The organism is Cutibacterium sp. KB22876 (assembly GCF_059728865.1).
Genome location: NZ_AP040858.1, coordinates 1,761,139 through 1,774,140, shown reverse-complemented (window position 1 = coordinate 1,774,140; position 13,002 = coordinate 1,761,139). Strand labels below are relative to the sequence as shown.

General features: G+C 63.3%; 13 protein-coding genes. 4 read left to right on the top strand and 9 right to left on the bottom strand.

Annotated elements, in window-relative coordinates; genetic code table 11:
• Positions 1–18: 18 nt before the first annotated feature.
• The 4 genes from acnA to AC6I1W_RS08000 all read right to left on the bottom strand — a co-directional run bounded on the left by acnA (position 19) and on the right by AC6I1W_RS08000 (position 6,681).
• Complete coding sequence (acnA, locus tag AC6I1W_RS08015) at positions 19–2,688, bottom strand: aconitate hydratase AcnA (RefSeq protein WP_117189607.1); 2,670 nt, start codon at positions 2,686–2,688, stop codon at positions 19–21.
• Between the two features lie 353 nt (positions 2,689–3,041).
• Positions 3,042–3,275: a DUF6767 domain-containing protein gene (locus AC6I1W_RS08010; protein WP_004811475.1), complete on the bottom strand. Its 234-nt coding sequence runs from the start codon at positions 3,273–3,275 to the stop codon at positions 3,042–3,044.
• A gap of 19 nt (positions 3,276–3,294) precedes the next feature.
• On the bottom strand, positions 3,295–4,476 hold the full coding sequence (locus tag AC6I1W_RS08005) for a class I SAM-dependent RNA methyltransferase (RefSeq protein WP_065672683.1): 1,182 nt from the start codon (positions 4,474–4,476) through the stop codon (positions 3,295–3,297).
• Positions 4,477–4,656: 180 nt separating this feature from the next.
• Positions 4,657–6,681: an APC family permease gene (locus tag AC6I1W_RS08000; protein WP_065672682.1), complete on the bottom strand. Its 2,025-nt coding sequence runs from the start codon at positions 6,679–6,681 to the stop codon at positions 4,657–4,659.
• 134 nt (positions 6,682–6,815) lie between these two features.
• Between AC6I1W_RS08000 and AC6I1W_RS07995 the strand changes: the two genes are divergently transcribed.
• Both AC6I1W_RS07995 and AC6I1W_RS07990 read left to right on the top strand, forming a co-directional pair.
• Complete coding sequence (locus AC6I1W_RS07995) at positions 6,816–7,511, top strand: potassium channel family protein (RefSeq protein WP_081302568.1); 696 nt, start codon at positions 6,816–6,818, stop codon at positions 7,509–7,511.
• 42 nt (positions 7,512–7,553) lie between these two features.
• Positions 7,554–8,213: a potassium channel family protein gene (locus tag AC6I1W_RS07990; RefSeq protein ID WP_016667543.1), complete on the top strand. Its 660-nt coding sequence runs from the start codon at positions 7,554–7,556 to the stop codon at positions 8,211–8,213.
• 611 nt (positions 8,214–8,824) lie between these two features.
• On the opposite strand, the gene AC6I1W_RS07985 is transcribed toward AC6I1W_RS07990, so the two are convergent.
• Genes AC6I1W_RS07985 through AC6I1W_RS07970 form a run of 4 tightly spaced genes read right to left on the bottom strand, consistent with a single transcriptional unit; the run spans position 8,825 to position 11,009 of the window.
• Positions 8,825–9,217, bottom strand: a complete 393-nt coding sequence (locus tag AC6I1W_RS07985) for an OB-fold nucleic acid binding domain-containing protein (RefSeq protein ID WP_065672680.1) — start codon at positions 9,215–9,217, stop codon at positions 8,825–8,827.
• 2 nt (positions 9,218–9,219) lie between these two features.
• A complete protein-coding gene (locus tag AC6I1W_RS07980) occupies positions 9,220–9,954 on the bottom strand; it encodes a DUF3710 domain-containing protein (protein ID WP_016667541.1) in 735 nt (244 codons plus the stop codon).
• A gap of 43 nt (positions 9,955–9,997) precedes the next feature.
• Positions 9,998–10,456 carry a dUTP diphosphatase gene (gene dut / locus AC6I1W_RS07975; RefSeq protein ID WP_065672678.1) on the bottom strand — a complete coding sequence of 153 codons (459 nt, stop codon included), beginning with the start codon at positions 10,454–10,456 and terminating at the stop codon, positions 9,998–10,000.
• Entirely contained in the window at positions 10,449–11,009 is a 561-nt protein-coding gene (locus AC6I1W_RS07970; protein WP_036975951.1) for a DUF3093 domain-containing protein, read from the bottom strand. The genes dut and AC6I1W_RS07970 overlap by 8 nt, the downstream gene beginning before the upstream one ends.
• A gap of 38 nt (positions 11,010–11,047) precedes the next feature.
• On the opposite strand from AC6I1W_RS07970, the gene AC6I1W_RS07965 reads away from it, so the two are divergent.
• Positions 11,048–11,347 carry a DUF4235 domain-containing protein gene (locus AC6I1W_RS07965; RefSeq protein ID WP_015582794.1) on the top strand — a complete coding sequence of 100 codons (300 nt, stop codon included), beginning with the start codon at positions 11,048–11,050 and terminating at the stop codon, positions 11,345–11,347.
• Between the two features lie 68 nt (positions 11,348–11,415).
• On the opposite strand, the gene AC6I1W_RS07960 is transcribed toward AC6I1W_RS07965, so the two are convergent.
• A complete protein-coding gene (locus tag AC6I1W_RS07960; protein WP_002513666.1) occupies positions 11,416–11,712 on the bottom strand; it encodes a DUF4193 domain-containing protein in 297 nt (98 codons plus the stop codon).
• 209 nt (positions 11,713–11,921) lie between these two features.
• Here AC6I1W_RS07960 and sepH point away from each other — a divergent pair, with 209 nt between their 5' ends.
• Positions 11,922–12,992 (top strand): septation protein SepH, encoded by a 1,071-nt coding sequence (gene sepH / locus AC6I1W_RS07955; protein ID WP_065672676.1) that lies wholly within the window; start codon positions 11,922–11,924, stop codon positions 12,990–12,992.
• The last annotated feature ends 10 nt before the right edge of the window (positions 12,993–13,002 follow it).

Below are 13,002 nucleotides of genomic sequence, written 5' to 3'. Positions count from 1 at the left end.
CCCGGTTGAACGCATGCGTCAGTTACGAGCCATGTTCCTCAACACGTACTGAAGGATGCCTCCGTTGAGGTAGTAGGAGCGCTCTCCTGGGGTGTCGATGCGGACGACGGCGTCGAACTCAACGACCTTGTCACCGTTGACGGCCTTGACGTGGACCGTCTCCGGGATCGTCTCGTTGATCTTGTCGACGCCAGTGATCTCGAAGGTCTCCTCGCCGGTCAGGCCGAGGGAATCAGCCGACTCACCCTCCGGGAACTGCAACGGCAGGACGCCCATGCCGATGAGGTTGGATCGGTGGATACGCTCGTAACTCTCGGTAATGACGGCCTTGACCCCCAGCAACTGGGTACCCTTGGCGGCCCAGTCACGGGAAGATCCGGAACCGTACTCCTTGCCACCCAGGACAACCAGCGGGATGCCCTGCTCGCGGTAGCTCACCGAGGCGTCGTAGACCGTGGTGACGGGGCCGTCGACCTTGGTGAAGTCGCGGGTGAAGCCACCCTCGGTTCCCGGGGCGAGCTGGTTGCGCAGGCGGATGTTGGCGAAGGTGCCACGCATCATGACCTCGTGGTTTCCACGGCGGGAGCCGTAGGAGTTGAAGTCGCGACGCTCGACGCCGTTGCCAGCAAGCCACTGGCCCGCCGGGGAGTCAGTCTTGATATTGCCGGCCGGGGAGATGTGATCGGTGGTGACCGAGTCGCCGAGCTTGAGCAGGACGCGGGCGTCGGTGATGTCACCGACTGGGTCGGGTTCAGCCTTCATGCCGTCGAAGATCGGCAGCTTGCGGACATAGGTGGAGGCAGGATCCCAGGAGAAGGTTTCACCCTCGGGGGTCTCCAGCTCCTTCCACCGCGGGCCACCGTCGAAGACGTCGGCGTAGCGCTCGGAGTACATCTCGGCGGAGATGGACGATCCGACGATCTCCTCGATCTCCTGGGTGGAGGGCCACAGATCGGCCAGACGAACCTCGCGGCCGTCCGGGGTGGTGGCCAGCACATCGTTGTTGAGATCGATGTCCATGGTGCCAGCGATCGAGTAGATCACCACCAGCGGCGGGCTGGCCAGGTAGTTCATCTTGACGTCGGGGCTGATGCGACCCTCGAAGTTACGGTTGCCGGAGAGTACTGCCGTGACGGCCAGATCGTTCTCGTTGATGGCGGCCGAGACCTCGGGGATGAGCGGACCAGTGTTACCGATACAGGTGGTGCAGCCGTAGCCGACCAGGTCGAATCCCATGGCAGCAAGGTGCTCGGAGAGTCCGGCTCGCTCAAAGTAGTCGGTGACGACCTGCGATCCCGGGGCCAACGAGGTCTTGACCCACGGCTTCGGCGACAGACCCAGTTCGTGGGCCTTCTTGGCCACCAGTCCGGCGGCAATCATGACGCTCGGGTTCGAGGTGTTGGTGCAGGAGGTGATAGCGGCAACCGTCACGGCACCGTTGCGCAGCTCGAAGGAGCGTCCATCGGCCAGGGTGACCGGAATGGCAACACCTGGTTTGGTGGTGTAGTCGGGAACAGTCTTCTCGAAGGTCTCCTTCGCCTCGGAGACGAGGATACGGTCCTGCGGACGCTTCGGGCCGGCAATGGACGGCTTGACCGTCGAGAGGTCGAGCTCCATGTACTCGGAGTAGCGAGGCTCGCGATCCGGGTCGTGCCACATGCCCTGGGCCCTGGCGTAGGCCTCGACGAGTTTGACCTGGGACTCGTCACGACCGGTGAGGCGCAGGTAGTCCAGGGTGACGTCGTCGATCGGGAATACGGCGATGGTCGAGCCGTACTCAGGGCTCATGTTGCCCAGGGTGGCGCGGTTGGCAAGCGGCACGGCGGCGACGCCGGGGCCGTAGAACTCGACGAACTTGCCGACGACCTTGTGCTCACGAAGCATCTGGGTGATCGTCAGGACGAGGTCGGTGGCGGTGACGCCGTCAGGCAGCTCACCGGAGAGCTTGAACCCCACGACACGCGGGACCAGCATGGAAACCGGCTGACCGAGCATGGCGGCCTCGGCCTCGATGCCACCCACACCCCAGCCGACAACGCCAAGACCGTTGACCATGGTGGTGTGGGAGTCAGTGCCGACGCAGGTGTCCGGGTAGGCGACCTTCTTGCCGTCCTCGTCATGAACGAAGGTCACGCGGGCGAGGTGCTCGATGTTGACCTGGTGGACGATGCCGGTGCCCGGCGGGACGACACGGAAGTTCTCGAACGCGGTCTGGCCCCAACGCAGGAACTGGTAGCGCTCACGGTTGCGCTGGTACTCAATGTCCTTATTCTGCTCGAAGGCCTCCGGAGTGCCGAAGCGCTCGACGATGACAGAGTGGTCGATGACCATCTCGGCGGGCGACAGCGGGTTGACCTTGCTTGGGTCACCACCAAGATCGGTGACTGCCTCACGCATGGTGGCCAGGTCGACGATGCAGGGCACGCCAGTGAAGTCCTGCATGATGACGCGAGCCGGGGTGAACTGAATCTCCTTGGACGGCTGGGCGTCGGCGTCCCAATGTCCCAGGTCGGTGATCTGCTCAGCGGTGATGTTGGCACCATCCTCGGTGCGCAGCAGGTTCTCGAGCAGAACCTTGAGGCTGTACGGCAGGCTGTCGGAACCGTCGACCTTGGTGACGTCGTAGATCTCGTAGGACTGGCCGTCGACGTCGAGGGTTCGTCTCGCGTCGAAGCTGTTGACACTCATGTGGACTCCTGACTAGTCGATGCGGATCTCATCATCTCGCGTCGAGCTCCACCATCGTGGCGGAACAAGATATCTTGATGTCAAGATATCTTGTTGTGAAACGAGCCCAAAGTTAGGCTTGGCTAAGAAGCAGAATGAACCCACAGGATCATCAGGCCCCGCCGACATGCTCAAGGTGAACACCTCCATCCGACTTGCTCATGGCACCAGAGCCCCGCGCTGCACCCTTTTTGGGACGGTGCGGCGGGATACAGTCATGGTGGTCATGGTGACGTCCCTGTCAGCACCGCAACACGGCGTCACCAACCCAGCCTGCATCACATCGTGGTTCCGGACAGGTTTCATCGTATGGATCAGTCAAGTCCCTCAGATCGGGGATCGGGCCCCAGCTCGTCGTCATCTGTCACTTCGACCGCATGCGGCGGAGCGCTCTGCTTCTCCTTCTCACGCGCCACCTTCCTGGACTTCGCGAGCTCGCTGCGCAGGGCGTCATCACCCATGACGAGGTATACCAGACCGCAGTCCTGAGGGCCGGTGACGTAGAGCTGGCACAGACTACAAGGATCCCCCGGGCGCAGCGGACACATCGGAACTGGACCTGCCATCTCAGATCTTCGGCTCCAGGATCGCCACGGCCTCGACATGATGAGTCATCGGGAAGACGTCGAACGCACGGATCGAACGCGGCGCATATCCGCCGACGTCGAACAGGTGCAGATCGCGGGCCAGCGCAGCCGGATCACATGCGACATGTGCGATCGCTCGCGGTGACGTTCGCGTCACGGCCTGGACGACAGCCTTGCCCGCCCCCTTGCGCGGGGGATCCAGCACGACAAGATTCGACTTGGCCTTCATACGCGGCAGGACTCGTTCCACCCGCCCGGCAGTGAAACGCCCACCGGGGACATTTCGTCGTGCCAATGCCACCGCCTGGCGCGACACCTCAATGCCACGAACGCGAACACCATGATCGGCAAGCAGACCTGCGAAGAGTCCGACTCCGCAGTACAGATCCAGGGCCTCGTCACCCTGATGAGGATCCAAACCACCCACCACGGCGTCAGCCAATGCCTCGGCCGCCCCGGGGTGGACCTGCCAGAAGCCGCCGGCGCCAACCTTCCAACGACGCTGCCCCACCTGAGCCGTCATCGTCTCGCCGCCGGCAATGAGCTGACCATCCGCGATGACACTCACCTCCGGGTACTGTGTGAGGCAGCTGGTCACCATGACAATCGCCTGGTCGGCCACGCGGCACGCTGACTCGGCAGCCGGACGCCCAGCGGGATGCGCGATGGGACAACCACCTTCAGGCACTTTCACCACATCATGACTGCGGTGGCGTCGCAGAGCCGGCCGTCCATCGAGGCTGCAATATTGCATACGGGTCCGCCAACCCAGGCCGTCGGAGGAACCGTCGACAGTCTCCACGGATCCAGTCCACTTGATGCCGGCGATGCGACTGAGCTGTTCGGCAACGACCCGTCGCTTGAGCTCGCGCTGGAACTCGACATCGACATGCTGGAAGTCGCAGCCACCGCACACCCCCGCGACGGGGCACGGCGGGACAACCCGGTGCGGGTCAGGCGAAATGACCTTGACGGCTTGCCCGAACCAGTGCGAGGCCTTGGAGGTATCGGTCAATCGGACCCGAACCTTCTCCCCTGGCAATGAACCGCGGACGAAGACGACCCTGCCGTCCAGATGCCCCACGCAGTAACCACCGTGGGCGACCTTGCCCATGACGAGGTCGAATTCCTCAGCCGGGGACGCATCAACAGACTCCTGCATCAGGCCAAGTCTAGGCCCCCAGTGGTGTCACTTCCGTGCAGCTGAGGCCTTGATGGGCCTCGAACCCCGCAATATCAGGGGTGAGCGAGGCCACGTTCGCGAAAAGCTGACGTTGTGGCACTACCCGTGACGGCTTCGTGGTGATCATCACCACGAAGCCGTCACAAGGAAAGCATCCCGTCAGTGCCGTGGCGTGATCGTCGCGCTGGGATCCCGCCACGATCGCGGATCGTTGCGCTTCCAGCGCTTCTCCAGAATCGCCGAGCTGCACAACTGGTACGGCACCGAGGAGATGAGAACTCCGGGCATGAAGTGCAGGCGCGCCCGCACCACGAGAGCCGTCTGGTTGTGCAGGAGATGCTCCCACCAGTGACCGACGACGTACTCAGGAATGAACACCTCGACCATGTCTCGCGGATTCTCACTGCGGATATGACGGATGTGGTCGATGAAGGGGTTGGTGATCTCGCGGTACGGGGAAGCGATGACCTTGAGGGGGATGTCGATGTCCTCCTCGTCCCAACGCTCCAGCAGGCGGTCCGTGACGTCGGGATCGACGTCGACGATGACGGCTTCCAGGAAAGTTGGCACGGTGGCCTTCGCGAACTGAATCGCCCTCATCGTTGGCTTGTTGAGGTCCGAGATCATGATGACCGCGTGGACCCGCGACGGCAGGGCACGGTCGGACGGGCTGTTCAGCTCCAACTCCTGGGCCACCGAGTCGTAGTGCTTCTTGATCCCCGTCATGAGGACGTAGACCAAGGCCATGGCAATGAGTGCGAGGTAGGCACCGTGGATGAACTTCGACGTCAGGATGATGATCAGGACGACACCAGTTCCCACCAGGCCGATGCCGTTGATGATCCGCGAGTGCTTCCATCTGCGGCGCTCCTTGACCGAGGCCGAGGTGTCGGTGCGCAGCAGCCGCGTCCAGTGGCGCATCATTCCGGTCTGGCTCACCGTGAAGGAGATGAAGACGCCGACCACGTACAACTGGATCAGCGCAGTCACCGAGGCGTTGAAGACCAGCACGAGGATGATGGCGCCGGTGGCCAGCGTCAGGATGCCGTTGGAGTAGGCCAGACGATCGCCACGGGTGTGCAGACGACGGGGTAGGAAGCCGTCACGGGCGAGGATCGAACCCAACACCGGGAAGCCATTGAAGGCAGTGTTGGCAGCCAAGAACAGGATGATCATCGTGCAGACGATCATGATGTAGAAGCCCGGTTTGAAGGAGTCGTAGAAGACGGTTCGGGCGAGCTGGCCGACGACCGTCACCTGGTCCTTGACGACATTTCCGTGAGTGTCGACGAGGTGGGACTCCCCCGTCGGGTCGAACATCTTGACGCCCGTGACATTGGCCAGGACGAGGATGCCCATGAGCATGGAGACGGCGATTCCACCGAGCATTGCCAAGGTCGTGGCTGCGTTTCTCGACTTCGGCTCGCGGAAGGATGGGACACCGTTGGAGATGGCCTCGACGCCGGTCAGCGCGGCACAGCCTGAGGAGAAGGTACGCGCCATGAGGATGACGAAGGCGATACCGACGAGACCGGTGTACTTCGGTGCTCCGACGACCGTGTAATCGGCGGTGGGAGCGCGCAGGCTGTCTCCCAGGACGAAAACCCTTGTCAAACCCCAAATCACCATGCAGATCACTGAGATCATGAAGGCGTACGTGGGCACGGCGAAGAAGGTTCCGGACTCCCTGACACCACGCAGGTTCATGGCTGTCAGGATCGCGATGACGACAGCCGCCGCGACGCCTTCGTGCCCGGCAAGGCCGGGGATCATCGCCTCGGCGTTCTGAATGCCCGACGACACCGACACAGCCACCGTCAGGACATAGTCGACGAGCAGGGCGGAGGCCACGACGAGCCCGAACTGCGGGCTGAGATTGGCTGTCGCGACCTCGTAGTCACCACCACCGGACGGGTACGCATGCACCGTCTGGCGGTAGCTCATCACGACGATGAGCATGACGAGGGCAACGGCAATGCCGATCTTCCACGAGAATGCGAATCCGGCAGCGCCTGCCAGAGACAGGGTGATGAGGATCTCGTCAGGGGCGTACGCCACACTCGAGAGGGCGTCGGAGGCGAACACCGGCAGTGCGATCCGCTTCGGCAGGAGGGTCTCGCCCAGAGCACTGCTCTCGAGTTTGCGCCCGATGAGCACCCTCTTGACGGCTTGGAAAACCTTCACGACGGGCCACTCTACTTGCGTGGAACATCATCGGCACATTGCCGGTACCCTCATGACCGTGAGGTCAGCAACCGCCCTCGGACGAGACAGGCAGACCGGGACGCGGCAGAATGGCCCCGACAACCACGACACGGATGGGTGCCACCGCAACCCAGGAAAGGGGTCCCGTGCACATCGTCATCATGGGATGTGGCCGAGTCGGTTCGAGCTTGGCCATCCTGTTGGAGAAACGTGGCCACGACGTGTCGGTCATCGACATTGACGACAACGCCTTCCGCCGGCTTGGGCCCGACTTCAAGGGACGGACGGTCAAGGGGGTCGGATTCGACCGCTCTGTGCTGGAGAAGGCCGGCGTCCGCGAGGCTGACGGATTCGCTGCCGTCTCCAGTGGGGACAATTCCAACGTCTTGGCCGCCCGCGTGGTCCGCGAAGAGTTCGGAATCGACAACGTCGTGGCGCGCATTTACGACCAGGGACGTGCTGAGGTGTACGAGCGGCTTGGGATCCCGACAGTCGCGACCGTGCGCTGGGCTGCCGACCAGGTGCTGCGAAGCCTCATGCCGGAGGGTTCTGAGCCGGCCTGGCGTGATCCTTCCGGTCAGGTCCGTCTCATCCGCGTCAACACCCACACTGACTGGGTCGGGATGAAGATCTCCGCCATCCAGGACCGCATCCACACCCCGCTGCCCTTCCTATTGCGGTTCGGTCAGGGCATGGTTCCTGACGACGCCACCCTGCTGCAAGACGGAGACGTCGTCTACGCAGCCGTCGAGGTCGAGCGCATCACCGAGATCGAGGGCCTGCTGGCCAAGCCGCCGGTCAAGCGTTGAGTGCTAGACGCAACGCTCTGATCACCCGAGGCAAGGAGAATCGTGAGAATCGTCATCGTTGGAGCCGGTAACGTCGGTCGATCCATTGCCCGTGAGCTCACGGCTCATGGGCATCAGATCCTGCTCATCGACAAGAGCCCCAAGGCCATGAAGCCGGACACCGTGCCGGAAGCCGAGTGGCTGTGCGCGGACGCCTGCGAGTTGGCTGCCCTCGAAGAGGCCCGCATCGACAACTGTGACATCGCCATCTCGGCCACCGGCGATGACAAGGTCAACCTGGTCCATTCGCTGCTCGCCAAGACCGAATTCGGCGTGCCGAGGACCGTCGCCCGTGTCAACCATCCCGGCAACGAGTGGATGTTCGACCAGGTGTGGGGAGTCGATGTTGCTGTGTCAACCCCGCGGCTCATGGCGGCACTGGTGGAGGAGGCCGTAACCGTCGGAGAGTTGGTCCGCCTGTTCACCTTCCAGAAGGGCCGCGCGAACCTTGTCGAGCTCACCCTGCCTGACAACTCGCCGCGTGTGGGTGACCGCATCCGCGACATCTCGATGCCCGGAGATGCAGTTCTCGTCGCCATCATCCGTGATGGTCAGGGACGTGCGCCGGAGCGTGAGACCGCACTGGAGGCCGGCGATGAGCTGCTCTTCATGGTCTCACCGAACTACGAGCCCGATCTGGTCGATCTGCTGGCGCCTCACTGATCAGCTGATTCGGATTCTCACCGCCCTGAGGCTTCTTGTGGGGCATCCCGCAACTGTGAGGCAGCACCCACCCTGTTGTCCCGCGCTCCTCTTCGTGTTCTCCTCTTCCCCCTCGTGCCCCGGTTCCCCTCCGTCGTGGTAATCCCGGTTCTGGATAAGGCTGCTGTCAGCTGTGGTTGCATCAGGGCCGGTTGTCACCCAGATCCCCACCAGGGTTGAACGCCTCGACAATCTATGGCTGGCCTGGGGAGCATCAATGCCCCACGCGCCCCGCGCCTCACCCTGCCCAAGTGGTGGCAATAACGGTTACGACGGTCCCTGCTGCCAACCCACATGACAACAGGAGCCATCAGGACCTACATCACCACACCGAGGCGGAGTGAACGCGCGAGGTGAGCGGGAGGCCAACACGGGTCGGAAGGAAGATGGGAAACGGAGACACGAGATCAGGAATGGGGCAGCCATATCAGGGAAACAGGCACCGAGCGGTGAAGAAGCGCCAGCGAAGGGGGCTGGGGCCACCCGGTCTGAAGACGAGTCCCGGGGCCCGGCGAAGGCCCGGAAACCCCAAGATCCTTCGCCGAAGCTGTCACCTAGTCGAGGACTGCCACTCAGTCGGGAAGAACGGTGTACCTGGGGTTGTAAATCACTCGGCGCCCATCCGCCTCGGTGATCATCCCCTCGACGCTGATCCTTCGCCCAGCGCGTAGACCCGGGATGCGACGCCGACCCATCCATATCAACGTCACAGCACCAGTGCCGTCGCGCAGCTCGGCCTCGAGCCAGCGATTCGTTCCGCGAGGGTTGAGGGTCAGCACCTCGATCCTCCCCTGGAGGGACGCACGGGAACGCATCTTGGCCTCGGCAATGGTCGAGACCCCGGCACTAATGCTGGAGCGCTGCAAGTCGTCATCGGCAAGATCCTCGTTGGACGCCGTGACCCGGTGCAGGACCCGCCGAAGCATCGACTCGCGGGGGGCGCGAGCATCGGTGCCTTCGGCCATGATCAGGACTCCTCCGGGTGCAGACCCTCAGGAACCTTCAGTGGGATGACATCGCCGGGGACACGCGGGCTGTCGTCACGACGCACCACGAGGTTGCAGAAGAACTCCAACAGTAGCTGGCCGGTGGCGTCGAGCTTCTCGCCAAGAGCCGACTCGCCCATCAGCACACCGCGCAGCAGCCAGCGCGGCCCTTGGGCCAGCCAGGTGCGGGACACGTGGTACCCATCCTCACCGTCCGGTCCCTTCATCGGGACGATACGACGAAGCTCGGCACCCATCGGTCCGGGGCCGACATTGGCCTCGCCGCCCTGAGCAGCGGTGCCGCGGACCATCTCCTCATGGACCTCGTCAATCATGACGGTCGAGGCAGGAGCAGCGAAGAGGGCCACCTCGATGGCGGAGTTCCCCTGAACGACGAGCAGGCTCTGCACGGCACCAGAGGCCTGGTCCAACTGGATCTGCATCTGCATGTTCTCGAACGGGGTGACGATGAGGGAACCGAAGTCGATGCGCTCGACATCGTCGGCGTCGAGGTCGACCTCGTCGATGTCGAAGGGGCCATCCTCGCGGTCGAGGTTGATCCGGTAGGTGGAGGCGTCCTTCTCCTCGCCGGGCTCGTCCTCGTCAGTGGTCTCCTCGACGTCGGGATCGTCGGGAGCCTCCTCGGTGGTTTCGAGCTCCTCGTCGATGCCCTCATCCGTCTCGACGTCGTCGTTGCGCTTCTTGCGACCGAACATTGTGTCCTTCCTCGACCGACACTGTGGTGTCAACAAATGCAGTCTAACCATCAGCGGGACGCACACCAGAAACGCCGGTCGACCCGTATCCGCCTTGGCCGCGTTCGGTCTCGTCCAGGTCGCCGACCGGCTGGAAGACTGCCTGCATCACCGGGACGATGACGAGCTGAGCTATTCGCGACCCGGCATCAAGGTGCATGGACTCCCTGGGATCAGTGTTGATGAGCAGCACCTTGATCTGTCCTCGGTACCCGGAGTCGATGGTCCCGGGAGCGTTGACAATCGACAGTCCGCACCGCGCGGCCAGGCCTGACCGCGGGTTGACCAGCCCGACGTAACCCTCCGGCAGAGCAATACGCACACCGGTCTCGACCATGGCCCGCTCCCCCGGACCCAGGTCCACGTCATGGCGGCAGGTGAGATCGGCCCCGGCGTCACCGGGCATCGCATAGCGGGGCATGGCTTCCGAATCTGCCACGGTCGGGACGATGACGTCAGTCACGGCTGTCCTCCTCATCACGAGAGTCACTGAAAGGATCCTTGGAAACAGGTGGGGAGGACACAGCGGCAGAATCCGGCGCCACCACGTACTCGGACACGATCGCCGCCAACTTGTCGGGGTGGCGGGTACTGACGATCCATGCCTGATGCGGGTCTGCAGGATCAGCGAGCCTCAACACGAGCCCAGACTTTATCCAGGGCCGTGTCACGAGGAACGACCCGACCTGGTGGCTGGAGTGCATCACGGATGTCATCGTCCCTGCGTCCACGCCCCGAACCCGATCGACCCATCTCCACTCGATCCAGGACCGTCCTGCACCAAATCCGTCCTCAGTGACGACGATGCGTACCCGTCCGGCCTCGACGAAGGCAGCAACGACGAGCACGACGATGATGACGGCGACGATCATCCCAGTGGTCGGGCTCGTCCAGGCACCGATCGCCACGATGAGCGAGATCGCGACGGCAGCTCCGATGAGCCACCATGCAGGCGGGGCGCAGAGTCTCTCGGAGTAGACGACTGGTCCAGAAGGATGGGGGGAATTCACCGTCACAGCCTAGTCGACGGGCCGTGACGCAATATGATGACGTCATGATCCCAGAAAAGATCCTGTGGAAGGTCTACGCCGGTGCCCTCGGCGCCGTCACCACCATCGTTAGCCAGAAGGTCGTCGAAGGCGTGTGGAAGTACGTCACCGGCGACGACGAGACTCCCCAGCCTGATGACCCCGAGGTCTCGACCACGAAAGCACTCTCATGGGCGCTGGCCAGCGGCATCGGGATCGCCGGATCCCAGCTGCTGATGCACCGCTTCGTCAACAAGCGCTGGATGAAGTTCAGCTCGGTCAACCCCATCACCGGCAAGGACTTCAAGGACAAGAACGACGACTGAGCCCCTACCCCACGAAACGACAACGGGCCCCCGCCACGTGGCGGGGGCCCGTTCATGTCAAGGGAGGATCAGACGCAATCGACGCAGTAGAACTGACCGTCACGCTCCTCAGCCAGCTGGGAGCGTCCCTTCACGAGGAAGCAAGACGCGCAGGTGAACTCGCCGGACTGGCGAGGCAACACCCGGACGGTCAACTCCTCATGGGACAGGTCAGCGCCGGGAAGCTCAAAAGCCTCAGCAGCCTCGACCTCGTCCTCGTCGACCTTTCCGGAGTTCTTGTCGTTGCGCTGGTTCTTGAGCTCCTCGATGGAGTCCTCACTGACCTCCTCATCAGTCTTGCGGGGAGCGTCGTAATCGGTAGCCATAGTCACCTTCCAGTAAGGACTCGAGACGTCGCCAGCTCGCTCATTGCGAGCTGCGACCGCACAACATTCGCACCCTTGTGTATCACACCTGTCAAGTCGACAGACAGCGCGCCAGGGCATCCGGGCGGTACCATCACGCCCGGAGGCAGTAAGTTGGTGACTCACACAGCCAAACCCCGACCACAAGGGGTCGGGAGGGAAGGTGGACGATGGACAGCGCTCTGAGCCCCCGCGAGATTCAGTCGCGGATCCGTTCCGGGGCCACTGTCGAGGAGGTGGCCGCAGAGGCGGGCGTCGGCGTCGACCAGGTGGAGCCCTTCGCCGTACCAGTCCTCGCCGAGTTGGACCACATCATCGAGGTTGCCATGACGTGCCCGGTTCGCCGCGCCGGCGCGGCCGGGTCCCACCGCACCCTGGGTACCGTCATCTCCCGCGTCGCCAAGGCCAATTCAATCCCCGATGAGAAGATCTCCTGGCGGTCGTGGCGCCACGAGGACCTTACCTGGGCCCTCGAGGCCACCTGGCCCGAGACCGAGGATGGAGCTCCGAGCGCAGCGATGTTCCGCTTCGATCTCAAGGGACGCCACACCTCCCCTGAGGACGCCGGTGCACGTTGGCTCGTCAACGACCGGTCCCCTGCTCCCGCTGAGCCGTTGCCAGATGGTGCTCCTGATCCCGATCAGGAGCCGACGCTGGATCTCAACGACGAGTTGGCCATCGTTCGCGCAGTGAGCAATCATCCGCAGCAGCCGGACGACCCCAATGCCGTCGCCGGGATGACCAAACACGACGGGGTCTATGACTTCGTCCCCTCATCCCCAGCCGACATGGACATGCTCTACGAGATGCTGGCGGGCTTCCAGGAGGACTCGGTCAACATTTATGAGGGCTTGGAGACGCCGGTGGTCGACGCCGATTCCGCCCCCGGAACCCAGACGTCGGAAACATCACAGGCCGCAACGCAGGAGTCCCAGACCAACGACTTCCAGGACGAGAACACCCCCTCGGACGCGACCGACGAGTCCTCCACCGCTCCTGAGCCGGAAAGGCCTGAGCCCGGAAAGGACGCTCCTGCCAGGAAGCCGACGACCAGGGCGACGTCTCGCAGGTCGAAGTCCACCAAGGACAGCCAGCCTGCCGACAAGGACGAGCCCCGACAGGATGCCCTCGTCGAGGGTGGCGAGCAGCCGCGCAAGAAGCGCAAGCCTCGCAAGTCCAAGAGAGCGTCGATCCCGTCGTGGGACGAAATTATGTTCGGAGGACCCACCCCCCACGCGTGAGAGGTCATGA

Excerpts from the sequence above, each read along its gene's own strand:
- AC6I1W_RS08005 (WP_065672683.1), bottom strand. The coding sequence starts at position 4,476 with ATGCAGGAGTCTGTTGATGCGTCCCCGGCTGAGGAATTCGACCTCGTC.
- AC6I1W_RS07965 (WP_015582794.1), top strand. The coding sequence starts at position 11,048 with ATGATCCCAGAAAAGATCCTGTGGAAGGTCTACGCCGGTGCCCTCGGC.
- AC6I1W_RS08010 (WP_004811475.1), bottom strand. The coding sequence starts at position 3,275 with ATGTGTCCGCTGCGCCCGGGGGATCCTTGTAGTCTGTGCCAGCTCTAC.
- AC6I1W_RS07985 (WP_065672680.1), bottom strand. The coding sequence starts at position 9,217 with ATGGCCGAAGGCACCGATGCTCGCGCCCCCCGCGAGTCGATGCTTCGG.
- acnA (WP_117189607.1), bottom strand. The coding sequence starts at position 2,688 with ATGAGTGTCAACAGCTTCGACGCGAGACGAACCCTCGACGTCGACGGC.
- AC6I1W_RS07960 (WP_002513666.1), bottom strand. The coding sequence starts at position 11,712 with ATGGCTACCGATTACGACGCTCCCCGCAAGACTGATGAGGAGGTCAGT.
- AC6I1W_RS07980 (WP_016667541.1), bottom strand. The coding sequence starts at position 9,954 with ATGTTCGGTCGCAAGAAGCGCAACGACGACGTCGAGACGGATGAGGGC.
- AC6I1W_RS07995 (WP_081302568.1), top strand. The coding sequence starts at position 6,816 with ATGGGTGCCACCGCAACCCAGGAAAGGGGTCCCGTGCACATCGTCATC.
- sepH (WP_065672676.1), top strand. The coding sequence starts at position 11,922 with ATGGACAGCGCTCTGAGCCCCCGCGAGATTCAGTCGCGGATCCGTTCC.